Consider the following 17,326-nt stretch of genomic DNA (forward strand, 5'->3'; position numbering starts at 1 on the left):
AGATATGTAAAGCAAAAGAACCTCAACGACCGAGGTTCTTACTATTTATTCTACATGCACCGCGATCTCCTTAACCCAAGGATAAGCATCATTTCTCAGCATCCATCGTATTTGTTGATGACCCCAATTTTTTAATCTAAATATGACTGCTTCTCCTTCGGATAGCCGAACACAACGCCTGCAGGCGTTCCTGTTAGGATAATATCACCTGGAAGTAAGGTCATGTGTTGCGAGATGTAGCTGACAATCTCGTTGCAATGAAAAATCATATCGGATGTATGGGAATGCTGTCTAACCTCGCCGTTGACGATACAGCGAATGTCCAGATTGTTCGGATCTCCTACTTCATCTGCAATAACAAGGAATGGTCCTAACGGGCTGAAGCTATCGCATGATTTACCAAGCAGCCAATGATGCGTTCTCATTTGCAAATTGATCCGTCGATATGGTTGGCACCCACTAAGCAAATCGATTCTCTTCGGGATCTTCCGTATCAAAGCCAAAGGCATCAAGCGCCGGCCATAGCTCAGGGGCAATCGGGTAATTCGCGAGCTCCAACGTCTGGGCTACCCGTTCCGGTTTACTCATGCCGACGACCGTACTAGCGATCCGCGGGTCGCGAAGCGAAAATTGAAGTGCTGCAGCGGCAAGTGGCACATCGTATTCCTGGCAAACTTTGGCGAACATACGCGCTCGTTCCATTACAATTGGCGAAGCATCGCTATAGGCATACCGACCGTATGCTTCCGGACCTTTAGCTAATATGCCGCTACCATAAGGAGCGGCGTTAATGACGGCGACGCCCATGCTATTAGCGACATCAAGCAATGGTTCGGCAGCTCGATTGAGCAGCGTATATCGATTGTGGGTTTCTACAGCGCTGAACGCTCCCGTTTCGACATAACGAATGAGCATATCGATCGGTCCGCCGGATATACCGATGTGATCGATGACTCCCTGCTCTTGAAACTTTTGCAGTACTTCTAACGGTCCGCCGGATCCCATCACATTTTCGAATGTGGTATGTTCAGGATCGTGGATGTAAACGTATTGCAGACGATCAAGTCCTAATCGTTCGAGACTTCCTTCGATAGAACGTTTGATCTGTTCGCCGCTGAAGTCGCCGGTCTTGAAGTCGCGGTCGGCTTTGGTAGCCAACACGTATCCAGCCGGAAGTCCACCATTCGCTCGAATAGCCTTGCCAATTCGCCTTTCGCTCTCACCTTCACCGTATGCTGCAGCCGTATCTATAAAGTTGATCGGGCTTTCGAAGGCGGTGCGCAACGTCACCAATGCCTGTTCTTCCGACGTGCTATATTGAAAGGTCTCTGGCATATCCCCGAGCGGAGCGGCTCCAATACATAGCGGTGATATGAGTAGGCCAGTACTGCCAAGCGGCCGTTGGGATAATAATGCGTTTGTCATGGAGTGTTCCTCGCTTTCTGATATTGTCTGCATTATAACGACACACCCAAAAAGCCCCGTGTCATTTGAAAATCGATATTTCCTTGCTGATAGAGACGCGGTACATAAGAATGTTCCAAAATTTCTTTGCTTCGCTCGAGAATAAGATTCACCCATATGCTCGGGTTGCCCTCGAGTACCAAATCGACATCTTGCTTATGGTTATGCAGCACGTCCTGATCCGACGTCACTTGCATCATTGGGACGAAAGGATGCGCCTGCATCGGACGATCACCGATCAGCGCGATTATTAATTCCACACCTGTAGCGGCGAGTCCTGTGATCGTTTCTACCCCATGCGTTGTTGGAGTCTCCATAATATGAAATCCATTTCGGCGGACATGTTCCCCATAGGCGATAGACGGCCCAACTTGAGAAGCGATAAATAGATGCTGACTGAACGCATCCTCGGCAAGCAATCCGCTGTTCTCGGGAACGACGACCAAGCCTCCGGCCCCGACAATCATCTTGGTTAGTAGTCCCAGCTGCTTGCCGGCATCTTTGTTAATGGCACCAACGCTTACGATCCCGATGCGCAGCCCTTCCAAACCGACCGTCACCTTCTCCGCAGGATCGGCCGCAACCAATCGATCGGCGAACCAAGCCTCAACCTTCTCGCTTACCTTGGCAATTCCGCCGTCGAGCTGGATGCTGGCATAACCAAGTCGGCTCGCATCGACGCCCATCACATCCATCTGATGGCGCATGTAGTCGTTATGTGTTTTCTCGCAGCCATGCTCCAGCAGCAAACAATGCTCCACCATCGGATGCGTAATATAGCCGATCATTGTGCGGGCAAACAGCGATTCGGCTGCCCCCCCCGAGGTGCCGCAGCCTTCCGTGTGCGCCAATGTGACAAAACGCGAGAGCTCAGGCTGCCCTGCTCCTTGCTCGTTCAGGCGCCTTGTGATCATGCCCGCTACCTGTCCGGCACAAAGACTGGTCGGCACGATCAAGCCGATATTGTCACTAGATTGCCGATTGCGATGTCGAGTAAAGGAAAATTGGATCGGGTTAACCATCGTTATAGCATCATCTTCAATTTCTATCGGATCTCCTGTCGGTACAGGAGTGTGAAGCAGCGTCTCCAGTTGACTCGCATCGTTCTGCTGCCAGTTGCGCCAAATTTGTACTTGGGCATGGCCCGCCTTCTCGCCGACGCTTCGCTGACCAGAGGCAATTTGGAGCGCCAACTCGAATACCTCTTGGCCCAGCTCATCCATCGACTTGCCTTCCAGATACTGCCCCGCGTTCACATCCATATCGTTCGAAAGCAATTGGAAGCGGCGAGTTGTCGTGACCACCTTGACCGTAGGCACATACGGAAAGTTGGTGATAGAACCATTTCCCGTTGTAAAGAAGATCATGTTGCAGCCGGCGGCTACCTGTCCGGCGATGCTCTCCAGGTCATTGCCAGGGCTGTCCATGAAATAGTAGCCGCCATCCTTCATGAGCTCCCCGTACTCAGTTGCATAATCGATCCGCGTTGTCGGATCTTTCTTCATAGCGGCGCCTATAGACTTGAGATAGATGTTGTACAAGCCGCGATACATGTTGCCACCTGACGGGTTACCTTCCGCACTTGTGCCATGCCAGGAAGTGCGCTCCTTAAACCGGTTCACAAGTTCCAGAAATTTGCGCGCGGTTTCCACGTTACGTACTTTTGACAAGACATAGGGCTCCGCGCCAATCAACTCATCAGTTTCGGCTAGACTAGCCGCACCGCCGTAACGCACCAATTGTTCTGAAACCCAACCGAGCAGCGGATTCGCGGATACTCCGGAAAATGCGTCCGAACCGCCGCACTGCAAGCCGATTCGCAAGTGGCGGATGGATTCAGGCGTCCGTTGCATCGTGTTAACCGTTGACAGCCATTCCCGCACTATCGCTTCACCTTTAACCAGCTCCTCTTCAAAGCTGCCTGTAAGCGACACGAACTTATGCAGAACTTCATCGATCGGATAGTTATGCTCGCGTGCATAAGCCTCTACCATCTTGTTCGTGACCGATTCATTGCCATAATCGACAACCAATACCGCTCCGACGTTCGGGTTGACCATGAAACCTGAGAGCGTCCGCAGCAGCAAGTCCACATTATTCGGCTTCTCTGTGCCGCCCTCCGTATGAGCGACGGGAACGACCCCGTCTATATTCGAATCGTTCTTCCATTCGCTTTGCAGACGAGAGGCAAGCTCATTCACGTAGCTCCCCGTATGCGAGGTGGTGCCGAGCAGTACGATGTAGTTCCGGGTGCCAACCCCGCGATCTTCATGGCGGCGGTATCCCATGAATGTGCGCGTATCCGTAAAAGCTGGCGATGCCTGAGCCGGCTGGAAGTTCTCCTCGTCAAGGATATAAGGAGAAACTTGATCCGCGAAATTGGGCTCCGCCGGCACCGCGAATGTCAACTGGCGCACACTGAGAGCTTTCCGTACTGTTTCGTTGATCACATAGTGGCCGGGCTGAATCGGCTTAAGCGCCACGCCGAAAGGCAAGTGCCACGAAAGCAGATCTTCGCCAGGAGTGATCGCTTTCACCGCAAATCGATGGCCTTCCATAACCGTGTAATCCAAGGTGAGGATTTGACCTTCATACTGAATGACGGTACCAGAGTTCAATTGGTGAATCGCAACGGCGCAGTTATCCCCGGGCAAGGGAAGTCTCGCTACTTCTTCAAATTGGTAAACGACGTCCATCGATGACTGGCTCCTTTAATGAGATTTTCCGAACAATCCAAATACTGCGTTGGCAACACTAACACTACCTGCCATTCTATTACTAGCACGCAACCTAACGTGTGCTATTAGGACAAATCCCAGGATTCGATTCAAGCTATGATAGAATAAATTGAGTTTCTTCCAATGCTGGTGCTGCTTAATAATATTGTACCAAGAATATGGCATTTGTTAATTCTTTACCTTTGCAAAAACATACTCTATTTTGATATTCTATAAATAAGAAAAATAACGAAGTGAGATGATCTGGGGAGGTTCGGAACATGCAAAAACCGCTTATAAAGAACTTTATTAACGACCACCTCCTGCCATTTGACATTGTATTTAAGGACAAAAAGACACCAAATCGTGAACTACCAGAGCATCTTCATGATCGCTTTGAATTGGTTTATGTTTATAGCGGAAAAGGTACGTTTTTCTTAAACCAAATGCTCTATGAGATGAATGAAGGAGACCTCTTCATCATTCCTGGAAATACCATTCATCAGGCATTGCCAGATTCTGAATCTCCAATTACTGCCACTGCTGTCTTTTTTGATCCGCAACTGATCGGACATTATTCAGCAGTTGATTCGTTTACGAATATGCAAGTTTTTGAGCGAGCCCGAAAATATAAGAGCTATAAGCTTGTTGTCCCAGCAGCCATGCGCCCTCATCTCGAAGAAAAACTCAAACAAATGCATGAAGAATTGGAACGACACGAAGCTGGTTTTAGATACGCAGTTCAACTACATTTAAATAGCCTTCTGATCAGCATTAATCGTTTGATATTAAAAGAATCCCATCATCAACTGGCCGCGTCCGATGTCGGACCCCCCTGGTTACTAAACCTACTTCAACACTTAGATCAGTTTCACACTGAACAAATCGCTGGACTTTCGTATTTGGCTAAGCACACTTCAGTCTCAGCCGCTCATTTATCTAGGGTGTTTAAACAACTAACCGGGATGAACATCACCGACTATGTGAATGCCAAGCGAATTTCAACTGCAAAGGAGCTGCTTTTAACTACCGACTTAGGTATTGATACGATCGCCCACAATTGCGGTTATGAGAGCTTACCTTATTTTCATAAGTTATTTAAGAAGTTTACTGGCGTTACCCCAGGCCTATATCGAAGAAAAGTAATTAATGAAATTAGCTTTCAATTAGACAACATGACATAAAAATGTGAAAGTATCTCAAGAGCAAATTATTGTAATATTACTCACCGAAGCTAATTACGAAGAGCCTGCTTATAAGAACAGCAGGCTTTTCGCATCCAGAGGTAATTCTGAACATATTTTCTTATATCCGATAACTATACCCTCATAAAGCGTCTTCCAGTCCTCCTCGTCTCTTTCCTTTTACATCGTTGCTGCAAATGTCGCCAGCTTCGTCCCTTTGTTCGGCGAGAACGACTCGATGGCTTTGATCAATCCGATCGTCCCGATCGAGATCAAAGCCTCGAGATCTGGTTCACTGTGCAACCCAGCGGTCATGCGTGATGAGCACAATCGTCCTGCCCTGGTCATTCAGCCGCGTGAGCAAATCCAAAATCTCTTCGCCCGTCCGCGAATCCAGCGCCCCTGTCGGCTCATCCGCTAGGATCAGCGACGGATTCCCCGCTAACGCCCGGGCGATGGCGATGCGCTGCTGCTGCCCGCCGGACAGCTCCGACGGGCGGTGATGCATCTGGTCAAGCATTTCGACTGAGCACAAAGCCTGCAGCACTAGCGGCTCCCGCTCCTTTTTCCTTAATCCCCGGTACATGAGCGGGAGCTCCACATTTTCGTACGCATTCAACCTAGAGAGTAAATTAAAGCTCTGAAAAACAAATCCGCTCGTTGTGGATCTCAGAGAGCTGCGCATCCTTGAGCTGGTTGATCGGCTTCCCGTCGGAATAAGATCATCAGATTACCCCATAAACAAATAGCTCCTCGTTGAATCACCACCTCTTTATTTGTGATACGGCTTAGCGCGCTGTCTGTATTTGCAAGTTTAAAGGCAATCCTTTGCGGGATGGCCCTTTCTTTGTAGAACATACATTAGTAACTAACGTATCCTTTACTTAAAGTTAGTCTTTATTAAGTTATTAATAAAATGAAGTGAGAGCATCTACATCATTATAATTGATAAATCCCGTGTTCTATCCGCTGGATGCAAGATTCGGCAAACTTGTAGTAATCAAATTCATGGTGACTCTCCTCTTTAGTAAGTCCACTATAAAACATTCCCCACGCAACCTCTCGAACCATCGACACGAATTTCATGTCCTGAAAAATGTGGAATGTTTCCTCCTCGAAATATCCGAAGTATAGCTTTAACCACTCACGCTCATCTGTTTCACTGAACTGATTTGAAAACGGAATGAGCGTCAATTCGAAAAACACATCTCCGACTCCCGACAACTCCCAATCAATGATTTGCAACTGTTGACCTGTATAAATCATATTGCATAAAAAGGAATCATTGTGACAAAATTTGCCGTTATATTCTTTGTCATCGCTCCTCTTATGCGCGATTTTCTCTACTCGATGCAAAATTCTGTTTAATCCATCAGGATGCTTGACTTGAAACTGATCTGCGCCTTTCAAATATCCATAAATTAAATCGTAAGGCGTACATGTTCTACCTTGACCTTCCATACGATGTATTCGTTTGAAGCGATCCATAATCATTTCTTTGATATGATCGCCTTTCAAATCATCTTTCTCAAGCACTCGACCTTCAATAAATTCCGTGACTACAAATTGTTCTGGATGATTATCGGAAATCACTCTGGGAGCAAATCCTTCGCGGTTTGCCTTCTTCATCACTTCTACTTCAGAGCGGCGCGTCAGGTTCAAATACTCGTTTTGTCTGCTATTGATGCGAAGAACGTATGTACTCTGTTTGGTTTGTATCTTATAGGTCTGATTGCAAAGCCCACCTCTAAGATTTTCAAAATGTATGAATTCATGGTTTAGCTCCGGTACTTGGCAAATAATTTCTTCAGCTTTACTGTGCAACAGGATCCACCCCGCATCAAATATTCACTTAACACAAAAGATTATGCTGCCTGTGCAAGGTGCCAACCGGCGAAACCTGTAGCCGGATAACCCTCCTGCATTATTCGACCCTTCATTCAGATCATCCATGGGGTGCTATACTTTCGTCGCCAAAACAACCCTTTCCCTTCTGCCCCCTCCCTGAGCAACCAACGTCCAATGATTTCTTCCTTCTCGCCGCTGTGAATTGCCAACAATTTTTGTGAAATATGCAGGTAGCGCAGATTAATGTGTTTCTTGTAAAAGCTACTTTTTGAAAGATTTCATTTCCTCGATCACCGAATCTTCATATGCGTGCATTTTTCCGTTGATGATGTCTTGGACATTAACCGGTTCGCCAATTGTAGCTGACTCCAATGCCGCAAATACCACGCCTAAGGCTTCAAGCCCCCGTTCAGCGCTCGAGATCGGCTCCTTATGATCCGTAATCGCCTCCCATAATTCCACATAAGAATGAGCAAACGGATTTTGCACCGTATCGGGTGCAAAACGCTCTATGATTTCAGACATTGGGATGATACTTCCGTCTTCTAACGCCGCATGTTTGCCGGGACGGAAGCAACCTTTGCTGCCGTAAATCCATACCCCGCCTGTTCTTTCCCCATGTGCAGCAGTACTGCACATCCAGTGCCCCAATCCGCCGTTTTCAAAACGAAAAACCGTTACCGACGTATCTTCGCCACTAGGACGTATAATGGTTTCCCCGTCGCTCAACTCTTTCTCAAAAATTTCCTTATATGAAAACACTTCTTTAATAGGACCGTTCACTTCAGTAAAAAAATGAGTGCGATGGACACCATGATCATTAATCCATCCGGCTCCCGCTCTTCCTTTCATATGACGCCATGCCGTTCCCGCAAAATATTTACGCCCAAGTGTAACGGTCGCGTAGTCCATAATCATGAAGATGGAGCCGATGATACCCTTTCTCACCGCTCTTGCCATTGCAACATTGTCAGCTCCCAATACGCTTGGTTCAGATAAAGTCATAACTTTGCCGTACTTTTTCGCATCCGAAAGCATCTTCCGTCCAAAGGAAGGAGAAATTGCCAATGGCTTTTGCATTTGCACATGTACTCCCGCAGCAAAACAATCTTCCGCAACGGTATGATGCAAATCATGATCCAGCAGGACGGATACTGCATCTAATCGGCCTTCCTCCAGCATCCTGCGATAATCTGTATATACTTCGGGCCGCTTTCCGAGCCGACTTTCCACTTCAGCTGCAAACACCTCAGCCCGATCCTGCCTAAGATCGCAAACAGCGGTTAAATCAAACGTTTCCTTGCCTTCATTTTTTAATTGTTGCAAACCTTCCAAGTGTGCAGTTGAAATAACTCCGCAACCGATGAATCCAAGTTTCATTAACGTAACCTCCGAATAGTAATTGTTTTTAATTAACTCTGTATATCTAAAGGAAAAATACCTCCACTATGACGAATAGCTAGAGGTACTTTTCGGTATTTTCTTGATATCGCAATTCTAAATATCCAAGGCTTGCTTAGCCAAGGCCAGGGCACCGCAAAGGCCAGCGTTGCCGCCTAGAGCGGGTTGTACAATGTAACTATCGTTGTCCTCTGAAAAAGCCGGATGCTGTACATAGCCGTTCAACAGTTTACGAACTTGTTCGCGTATAAGCGGGAATAAGCGGGACTGGTTCATAACACCGCCGCCGAGGATGATTTTCTCCGGAGAAAGTGTGAGAATGTAATTGACCAGCGCCTGGGCAATATAGTAACTTTCCATTTCCCAAGCAGAATGCGTATATCCAAGTTCAAACGCCTTCGTGCCCCACCGGTCCTCCAGCGCCGGTCCCGCCGCCAGTCCCTCCAAACAATCTTTATGAAAGGGACAGTGTCCTTCATAGCTGTCATCCGGATGCCGCCGTACAAGAATGTGCCCCATTTCCGGATGGGACAAACCATGAACGAGCTTGCCTTCAACAATTGCACCCGCACCGATCCCGGTTCCGACCGTCATGTACAAGCAGCTGTTCATTCCTGCTGCAGCCCCCCATGTTGCTTCCCCCAAGGCAGCTGCATTCACATCGGTATCAAAACCAATAGGGATGTCAAGGTACCGCTTCAAATGCTCCACGATCCGATAACCGCTCCAGTGCGGCTTTGGAGTTCTTGTTACAGAACCAAAAGCCGGGCTCTGCGGGTTCACATCGATAGGTCCGAAGGTTCCGATTCCAATCGCTTGTATCTCTTTTGATGCAAAGAAATCCATCGCATTACCGAGCGTAGCTTCTGGTGTCGTTGTTGGGATAGAGATCCGGTCAAGGATTTCACCATCTGCCGTACCAATCCCGCATACGAACTTTGTCCCGCCGCCTTCGATAGCACCTAATAACAATTCGATTCCCTCACAATCATCGTCACTTTGTTATACTGTAACTGCCGAATATATCGAATTCAATGAATGAAGTGCTAGAGAAATGACCTTGGCCTTTCCATCAAGCACATACAGTTCCAAACCTGTACTGGACGGATCCGGAAAAATTTGATCGGTAATCACCGTCTCCCCGTCATTCGCAAATACTTCAACGGAGGAATTATCGACAAAAAGATGCAGCTTGAGCCGTCCGTTTTGAAGCTCCATTTGTACATCATGCTTACAAGCAAAAGCATCATGAAATCCGCATTCACCGGAGTTACATCGATCAACAAACAATGTCTGCGTAGCGGTATTGTAGCCGACTACCGTTTCTTCCCGCTCCGATTTCCTTAGCTTAAAACCGACTTCCGATGCTTCACCCAAATCGATTTCACATTCGAGCTCATAGATGTCGCTTTGCGCGTCCGAAAGTATATTTTGACCGGGGTTAACTGTAACCTCTTCCCAAATCCGCTCTTCTAACCGAAGCTTCTGCAAATCCGTCACAGGCTTTTGAACCAAGCGGATTCCAGATGGCACCTGCCTCAGGGATAACACCCGAGGCAGCGTCATCGCACTTCTCCAATTGGTTGTCGGGGTGAGATTTGCATATTTCCAATTGCTCATCCAGCCGATAAACAGTTTTCCTTTATCCGATCTATGAACATCCGACCATGTTACACCGGCATAGTTATCTCTCCCATGATCTAACCATAATACGGTTTCAGGAGAAGCATCGTTCGTAAATGTACTTCCGTCAAAGTTCCCAACAAAATATTGTGTCCTTGAGCCTTCAGCCATCTGTGAATGATCTCCGATGCTGACGATCAGCATCCATTTCGTTTCTTCAGCATGACCTTCTATCGGTAGCTCTATTAAGTCCGGGCATTCCCATACTCCGTCATGTGAGCCCTCTGCGGCACCGAACTCACTTGCAAATGACCATTCCTTTAGATTGGAAGACGTGTAGAAATGAACACGGTCTTCCACTGCAAGCACCATGATCCACTGCTGCTTTGAAGCATGCCAGAATACTTTAGGATCCCGGAAATCCGTTATTTGCTCGTTGCACAACACAGGATTCCCCTCATACATCACCCACGTTCTGCCCTTATCCAAACTATAAGCAAGGCTTTGCCTCTGTCTCGGTCGTTCGGAATCAGGATAATGGTCCGCGTGGGTGAAAATAGCAACCAGACCAGGCTTTCCGGAGAAAAATCCGCTGGTATCCTCCCAATCCACCACTGCGCTACCGGAGAATATGAAACCATTTTGATCAGGTTTTAACGCAATCGGGCGATGCTCCCAATGGGTCAAATCCGTACTGATCGCATGTCCCCAATGCATCGGTCCCCAGGTTGTACCTTCTGGATAATGCTGATAAAACAAGTGATATTCCCCATCGAAATATACCATTCCATTTGGATCGTTCATCCACTTAGCCGGCGGCGTAAAATGAAACTGTGGCCGGTACTTTTCTCTATACAGAATAGTTGACATCTCTTCCACTCCCTCTATTTTAAAAAAAACGGAGCGTAACCTTCATACTCGATCCGCTCCGGCGGTCTTATAAAAAAACTTATTTTTTTACGTTTCTGTCGTAACCTGCTTGTTTAATCTTCAACCAATCTTGTAGACCCAGACGGTCCAATTCTTTTAAATAACCAGCCCATTCCGCTTCAATTTTCCCATTCTGAATCCACTCGGTCCGTTTTCTCAGTACATAGGCAAACATATCTGTTTCAATCGCAGAGAGTCGATCCAATTCTTCCAGTGAGAAGAACACTTTTGGATAAATATTTTTAGCCTTCATGTCCGGGACCATCACTTTTTTCATTAGGTCCAATCTCCATGCCGCATCGTCTGGCTTCGTCGTAACATTGCCATAGTAAGAATCCAAAATCGCCAATGGTCCGCCAACAAAGGTTTTCTGTCTCAATTCCCAAGGAGACGTTCCGTTCAACGGTAAATGTTTCAGCATTTTTTTAGATTCATCGAATTCAAAGATATTTTGCTGCGCTTTATCCCCATAAGTGCCCCAGTTGTTTTGTACGGATTGAGTTGGATCGTATAGGGAATCAATCCATTTTGCCGTTGTTTCGATATTTTTATTTGTTTTGGTGATAACCATTCTCCCTCTATCGAAGCCCATTCCGTTCGTTCTCGTTACGTTTTTCCAGCCATTCGGCCCTTCAAGCGCAGGCATAAGGTCATATTTATCATTCATGCCCGTAATATTTCCCTTATCCCATGTGAAGTACAAACCATAACGATTTTCTTTTCCTTTGGCTAAATAGGTATTCCAATCCTGCGTAGGCGCTTCAACATCCATTAAACCTTCTTTATATAATTCATTTAGAAACTTGACGCCTTCCTTAAAGCTATTATCAGCAGATGTGAAAATAACCTTTCCATCATCACTGACAACCGTATGGTCCCAGTTCTCACCCAGACCGAAGGAGCCGAATAAGAAAGCTAAGTCTTCTCCGCCGGTTTTATTAATAAAGGACATAGGTATTTCATCCGCTTTTCCATTACCGTTCGGGTCTTTTGTTTTAAAAGCAATCAAAACTTGTTTTAATTCTTCGGTCGTTTTAGGCATTTTCAAGCCTAGCTTATTTAGCCATTCCACATTAATCCAAGGAAAATCGTCGACCGAATGGATACTTTCCTTACCCGCGCCCAGCTCCTCAATCCATGGGAATGAATATATATGGCCATCTGGGGCCGTAATCATCGATTTATATTGCGGCGCTTTCTCCAAAACCTTCTTGAAATTTGGCATTTGTTTTTCAATAATGTCATCGAGAGGAATAATGGTTCCGTCCTTTGCCAATTTAAGCAAATCGTAGTCACCCAAGGCTGCATCGAAAATCGCATCAGGAAGGTCACCGCTGGCAATCGCTAAATTTCTTTTCTCCGCAAACGAATCCCACGGATAGTTTTCCCAATTAATGTGTATTCCCGTCTTTTCTTCTAGACGTTGGAATATCACCTTTTTATTAGGATCTTCGGGAGCTAGCGGTGAGCTTTGTGTCATAAACTTCAAAGCGGGTTTCGCTGTTGTACCTGGGGCAGCGCTTGATGCTGCTGGCTCGCCTGATTCTTTGCTGCTTGTGCACCCCGTTACTGCCAATAATGCCGCCAGAGAAATGAATAATGCCTTTTGGGAATGTTTCATAAAAATAACCCTCCTTTTTTTTGGAAAATCTATATGCTTGCCGATCCATTATTTTAATGAACCGACCAAGACACCCTTTTCAAAATACTTTTGGAAAAAAGGATACATAACAAGTAACGGTAGACTGGAAATGACAATGGACGAATATTTAATGATCTCAGATAGCCGTTTCAGTTCTGCCATAGCCAATTGGTCCGCTATCATACCAGGATTTACTTGATTCTGAATTAAGATAGATCTTAAAACCAACTGTAGAGGCAGCAAATTAGCACTCTTCAAATAAATTAACGCGTCGAAATAAGAATTCCATTGACCTACGAATGCATATAGAGCTAATACGAAAATAATTGGTTTAGATAGAGGGAGAACAATCTTGAAGAAGATACGCACCTCAGATGCGCCATCGACCTTGGCTGCCTCGTTCAATTCATTCGGAATTCCACTAAAAAAGGTCCTTGCCAAAACAATATTCCAAACATTTACAGCCGTTGGTAGGATGATCGCCCATACTGTATCTAACATTCCCAAGTTTTTTATCACCAGATAGGTTGGAATTAACCCGCCGCCGAAAAACATGGTGATGACAAACAGGATTGTAAAAAACTTTTTACCTACGAAACCTGCAACCGATAAAGGGTAGCCGGCAAAAATGGAGACAACGACGGTAACAAAAGAAAATGCGACGGAGTAAAAAAGAGCATTTACAAACCCCCGGATCATCGCATGATTCGATAAGATGACTTTATACCCTTGAACACTATAATCCGCAAGATGGAAGGAGATCCCTTTATTTAACAGTGCAGTCGGCTCCATAAACGATGCCACGACTACATAAATTAAGGGAACTACAACGATCAATACAGCAAAGAACAATAGAATGTAATTGATAGTCAGAATAAAACGGTCCAATCTAGTAGGCTTAAAATTCATACGGCATCTCCTTTTCTTTTAATAGAGGCCTTCACCTTCATTTAATTTCTTCACGACAACATTAACGAGGATAAGTAAAACGACATTAATAACGGAGTTAAATAGACCAACCGCTGAGGAATATGCGTAATTTCCTGCTTGCAAACCAATTTTATATACATAGGTTGGAATGATCTCTGAAGTCGGGATATTCATGGCCGTTTGCATCAAATAGGCTTTCTCAAATCCAATTGCCATAATGCCGCCGGCAGCTAAAATGAATACGATTGCCATAACCGGTTTAATCGTAGGCAAGTCTATGTGTTTTATTCTTTGCAGCAGGTTAGCTCCATCAATGGTTGCAGCATTATGGAGCTCAGGGTCAACACCGGCTAATGCAGCTACATAAATAATCGATGACCAGCCCGCTCCCTGCCAAATGCCAGATAAAATATAAAGCGTTCGAAAATAATTCGGGTCTGACATAAAACTAATAGGATGGCCAGTAATCAGGGTTAGAATCTTATTAATCGGCCCTACCGGCGATAAGAAGACGAATAGCATCCCGACAACAACGACAACGGATATAAAGTTTGGCGCATATAAGACCAACTGAATCCTTTTTTTAACACCAGCTTTACGCAATTGATTCAGCATGAGCGCTAATAAGATGGGAACCGGGAAACCAAGAATGAGACCGTAAGCACTAAGTTTCAGCGTGTTCATGAAAATGACTTCAAAATTGGGTGAGGTTAAAAATTTCGTAAAATGTTTTAATCCTACCCATTCACTGCCGAAAATCCCTTTGCTCGGACTAAAGTCTTTAAAAGCAATGACCGCCCCGTACATGGGCACGTACTTAAATATGATCGTCAGGATGAAGGCTGGTGCCATCAATAGGTACAGAAAAGGATTTTTCCTCATATAATCGATTTTACTTATAAATGTATTGCTTTTCTGTTTGGCTGCTCTCATGTCAACTTCTGCTATTTCTTGCAAGATAGTACCCCCTAACTCAATATCCATAAAATTATTCATTTGCATATTTTTTCGAGATAGAACCGTGACTTTCACATGAAAACCCTTAGAAGTAAGGGCTTACATTCTTTCCTTATCTTTTCGACCACATTTACAAATTTACTCTCAACACTTAATTTTGTCAACAAAATTTTGAATTATTTTTGTTCATATGAAAACTACTAAAAGTGCAAATCCATAATATTATTCGAAAAATCCGTTCATTTTTCATGCTTTTCTCTTATTCCCAAAGAAAAAACAGATTTAATTGCGTATTTTTCTATTGCACTAAAATTCATTTGCACAATTATGAATGTGCATTTGTTTATACAAATTAATTTAAATGCAACATTATTGTCACTTTGCAAATGCACTAATTATTAGACGGATATTTGTTCATTTGTAACTTTATGAATTGACATTTTATTTATAATATTATACATTTAGTTCAAACTAATCATTCATTGATCTGAGGACTGATGTTGTTCGCAAAGGAGTAAGCACATGAGTAAAGAAAAAATTACCATACAGTATATCGCGGACTCCTTGGGGCTATCTAGGAATACCGTTTCTAAAGCTCTTAACGGAAGTGAAAGTATTCCTGCAGAAACAAGAAATAAGGTATTAAAACGTGCGATTGAATTAAATTATAAACAGTTTGCTCTTATAGATACGGACACGTTAACCACCAAAAATACGGGTAACATTGCACTTTTAACATCAAATATGCCGAGCAATAGTCATTTTGGCGCTTCATCGCTAAGCGGGCTTGAGAAAAAAATCAGTTCCGATGGTTTTAATTTATCCATTCACATTGTTAGAGAATCGGACATTTCTTCATTAGTGCTGCCTAATAATTTCGACACTAAAAAAGTAGACGGAATCGTTTGTATTGAGTTATTTGACAAGAAATACACCCAACTAATCAATTCCTTGGGAATCCCAGCCATTTTTATAGATTCCACAGCGGATATCTTTTATTCAGAACTTCATGCAGATATTATTCTAATGGAGAACGAACAAAGTTCTTATTATATGACAAAGAAATTAATCGATAATGGTTATACAAGCGTTGGCTTTATTGGCGATTACAATCATTGTAAAAGTTTCAACGAAAGATGGGTTGGATTTAACAGGGCATTACTAGACTCTCATTTACAGCTCGACCCTTTATTTAGCATAGTTGAAGAAGATCGATATATTGCGGATCCTAAATGGTTAGAGAATCGGTTGGATAACATGAACAACCTTCCGACTGCATTTGTTTGTGCGAATGATTTTATCGCCATTAACGTGATGAGGATATTAAAAAATAAGAATGTACAAATACCAGAGGATATTGTTATCTGCGGTTTTGATAACTCTCCTGAGTCGCAGATCGTAGAACCTCATTTGACAACAATCCATATATTCAGAGAGGAAATAGGAATCCTGGCTGCTGAAATATTGTTGTCCAGGGTTGAGAACCCTCTCAAGCCTCCTCAAATTACTCACGTACAAACGAAGCCGATATTTCGTGAATCTACGGGTAAGTTAAACGAATCGTAATTTATGAAGCCATAAAACAATAAACCGCTGCCCCCTATGAATGGTGCAGCGGTTTTTGATATCCGAAATTTTGGACGCATCTTCCGTGTAGTACTTATCTGCTTCTTCCTTTGTTGCGTGGTTCAAGGAAACTTCGAATTGAAGTTCTTGATTATTAATTGTTCATACAACTTACCTTGGTCCAAAGAAGCAGCTTGATTAAGGGATTTGCCTTGTTGTAAAGCATCTAGTAAGAATTGCTCATCTCTATTGGAGTAAGCAGCCACATCGCTGATAATTCGATTAACGCGGTTGTTGATCAGCCATGAACCAATGTACAGGGCACCTGTTTTCATAACACGCAAAATATAATAGTTTAGTCCGATCTTTTGAACCATCCATCGGTTAGCCACATTCTCAGAAGATTTCGTGAGATCGTCTAAATATTGCTGCAGGAACTTTTCAACCTCACTTCTATCCGAATAGGGAACTGTAGAACGGAAGATATCAAGTAAATCCTGACGTTGATGGTTGTAGACAAAAAAAGCATCAACAGATTTATACAAAATAATATTATTGCTCAAATTAACGGATATACTGTATTTGGCCATCTGATACTCATCTTCAGAATTAGGACTATTCAAAGATTGTAAATCTTAATTAACCGCCGCCAAACTATACACATTGCGATCCGCATCCTCCAGTTGTGAGTCGATCTGGGCCATATATAAGGAAATTAAATTCTTAATGGAGAGTGCCACTTGGTTGCGTACGACTCCAATACTATAATAATTATTGTAAATAAGCAGCGTTAATAGGGGACTGTAACAAGCAATAATCCGACAACCAGTTTAAAGCGAATGGAGTTCCGTGTAATATTGGGTAATCGTAATGCCATAAAAAGCCCCCTCCGTCTTAATCTAAAAGGACTGCCGAAAGTTTGCTCGGCAGTCCGGTATTATTTACTATTATTCCTAAACCCTGAATACTTATCAATAGGACTATGCTAAGAGAATATCAAAATTACGAATCCTAATCTGCTGTTTTGACGACTTGTTGATGTGCATTTAACGACTTCATTTAAG

13 protein-coding genes and 2 pseudogenes are annotated in these 17,326 nt (G+C 44.2%); 2 read left to right on the top strand and 13 right to left on the bottom strand.

What is annotated here, in order from left to right; translation table 11 throughout:
* Positions 1–88 precede the first annotated feature (88 nt).
* The 3 genes and pseudogenes from AC58U0_RS15445 to AC58U0_RS15455 all read right to left on the bottom strand — a co-directional run.
* Positions 89–434: pseudogene (locus tag AC58U0_RS15445) on the bottom strand (fumarylacetoacetate hydrolase family protein); the annotation flags it as partial.
* A 25-nt stretch (positions 435–459) separates the two neighbouring features.
* Positions 460–1,425 carry an aldo/keto reductase gene (locus AC58U0_RS15450; RefSeq protein WP_497379827.1) on the bottom strand — a complete coding sequence of 322 codons (966 nt, stop codon included), beginning with the start codon at positions 1,423–1,425 and terminating at the stop codon, positions 460–462.
* 32 nt (positions 1,426–1,457) lie between these two features.
* Entirely contained in the window at positions 1,458–4,160 is a 2,703-nt protein-coding gene (locus AC58U0_RS15455) for a UxaA family hydrolase (RefSeq protein ID WP_497379828.1), read from the bottom strand.
* A 302-nt stretch (positions 4,161–4,462) separates the two neighbouring features.
* Here AC58U0_RS15455 and AC58U0_RS15460 point away from each other — a divergent pair, with 302 nt between their 5' ends.
* Complete coding sequence (locus tag AC58U0_RS15460; protein ID WP_497379829.1) at positions 4,463–5,365, top strand: helix-turn-helix domain-containing protein; 903 nt, start codon at positions 4,463–4,465, stop codon at positions 5,363–5,365.
* A gap of 189 nt (positions 5,366–5,554) precedes the next feature.
* On the opposite strand, the pseudogene AC58U0_RS15465 reads toward AC58U0_RS15460, so the two are convergent.
* The 9 genes and pseudogenes from AC58U0_RS15465 to AC58U0_RS15505 form a co-directional block, all read right to left on the bottom strand.
* Positions 5,555–5,653 (bottom strand): annotated as a pseudogene (locus AC58U0_RS15465) (sigma factor); the annotation flags it as partial.
* Between the two features lie 4 nt (positions 5,654–5,657).
* Positions 5,658–6,050 (bottom strand): ABC transporter ATP-binding protein, encoded by a 393-nt coding sequence (locus AC58U0_RS15470; RefSeq protein WP_497379830.1) that lies wholly within the window; start codon positions 6,048–6,050, stop codon positions 5,658–5,660.
* A 254-nt stretch (positions 6,051–6,304) separates the two neighbouring features.
* The gene (locus AC58U0_RS15475; RefSeq protein WP_497379831.1) at positions 6,305–7,189 is read right to left on the bottom strand and encodes a phosphotransferase; all 885 of its coding nucleotides are present in this window, start codon (positions 7,187–7,189) and stop codon (positions 6,305–6,307) included.
* A gap of 285 nt (positions 7,190–7,474) precedes the next feature.
* Positions 7,475–8,593, bottom strand: coding sequence for a Gfo/Idh/MocA family protein (locus tag AC58U0_RS15480; RefSeq protein WP_497379832.1), 1,119 nt, complete (start codon positions 8,591–8,593; stop codon positions 7,475–7,477).
* A 117-nt stretch (positions 8,594–8,710) separates the two neighbouring features.
* Entirely contained in the window at positions 8,711–9,586 is an 876-nt protein-coding gene (locus AC58U0_RS15485) for an ROK family protein (protein WP_497379833.1), read from the bottom strand.
* Positions 9,587–9,616: 30 nt separating this feature from the next.
* A complete protein-coding gene (locus AC58U0_RS15490; RefSeq protein WP_497379834.1) occupies positions 9,617–11,107 on the bottom strand; it encodes a glycoside hydrolase family 32 protein in 1,491 nt (496 codons plus the stop codon).
* A gap of 79 nt (positions 11,108–11,186) precedes the next feature.
* Positions 11,187–12,788, bottom strand: coding sequence for an ABC transporter substrate-binding protein (locus AC58U0_RS15495; RefSeq protein WP_497379835.1), 1,602 nt, complete (start codon positions 12,786–12,788; stop codon positions 11,187–11,189).
* A gap of 48 nt (positions 12,789–12,836) precedes the next feature.
* Positions 12,837–13,718 carry a carbohydrate ABC transporter permease gene (locus AC58U0_RS15500; RefSeq protein ID WP_261305079.1) on the bottom strand — a complete coding sequence of 294 codons (882 nt, stop codon included), beginning with the start codon at positions 13,716–13,718 and terminating at the stop codon, positions 12,837–12,839.
* Positions 13,719–13,736: 18 nt separating this feature from the next.
* Positions 13,737–14,672 carry an ABC transporter permease gene (locus AC58U0_RS15505; protein WP_497379930.1) on the bottom strand — a complete coding sequence of 312 codons (936 nt, stop codon included), beginning with the start codon at positions 14,670–14,672 and terminating at the stop codon, positions 13,737–13,739.
* A 546-nt stretch (positions 14,673–15,218) separates the two neighbouring features.
* On the opposite strand from AC58U0_RS15505, the gene AC58U0_RS15510 reads away from it, so the two are divergent.
* The gene (locus tag AC58U0_RS15510; RefSeq protein ID WP_497379836.1) at positions 15,219–16,262 is read left to right on the top strand and encodes a LacI family DNA-binding transcriptional regulator; all 1,044 of its coding nucleotides are present in this window, start codon (positions 15,219–15,221) and stop codon (positions 16,260–16,262) included.
* Between the two features lie 122 nt (positions 16,263–16,384).
* On the opposite strand, the gene AC58U0_RS15515 is transcribed toward AC58U0_RS15510, so the two are convergent.
* Positions 16,385–16,885 (bottom strand): hypothetical protein, encoded by a 501-nt coding sequence (locus AC58U0_RS15515; protein ID WP_497379837.1) that lies wholly within the window; start codon positions 16,883–16,885, stop codon positions 16,385–16,387.
* Positions 16,886–17,326: the final 441 nt, after the last annotated feature.

Source organism: Paenibacillus sp. J31P190, assembly GCF_059692075.1.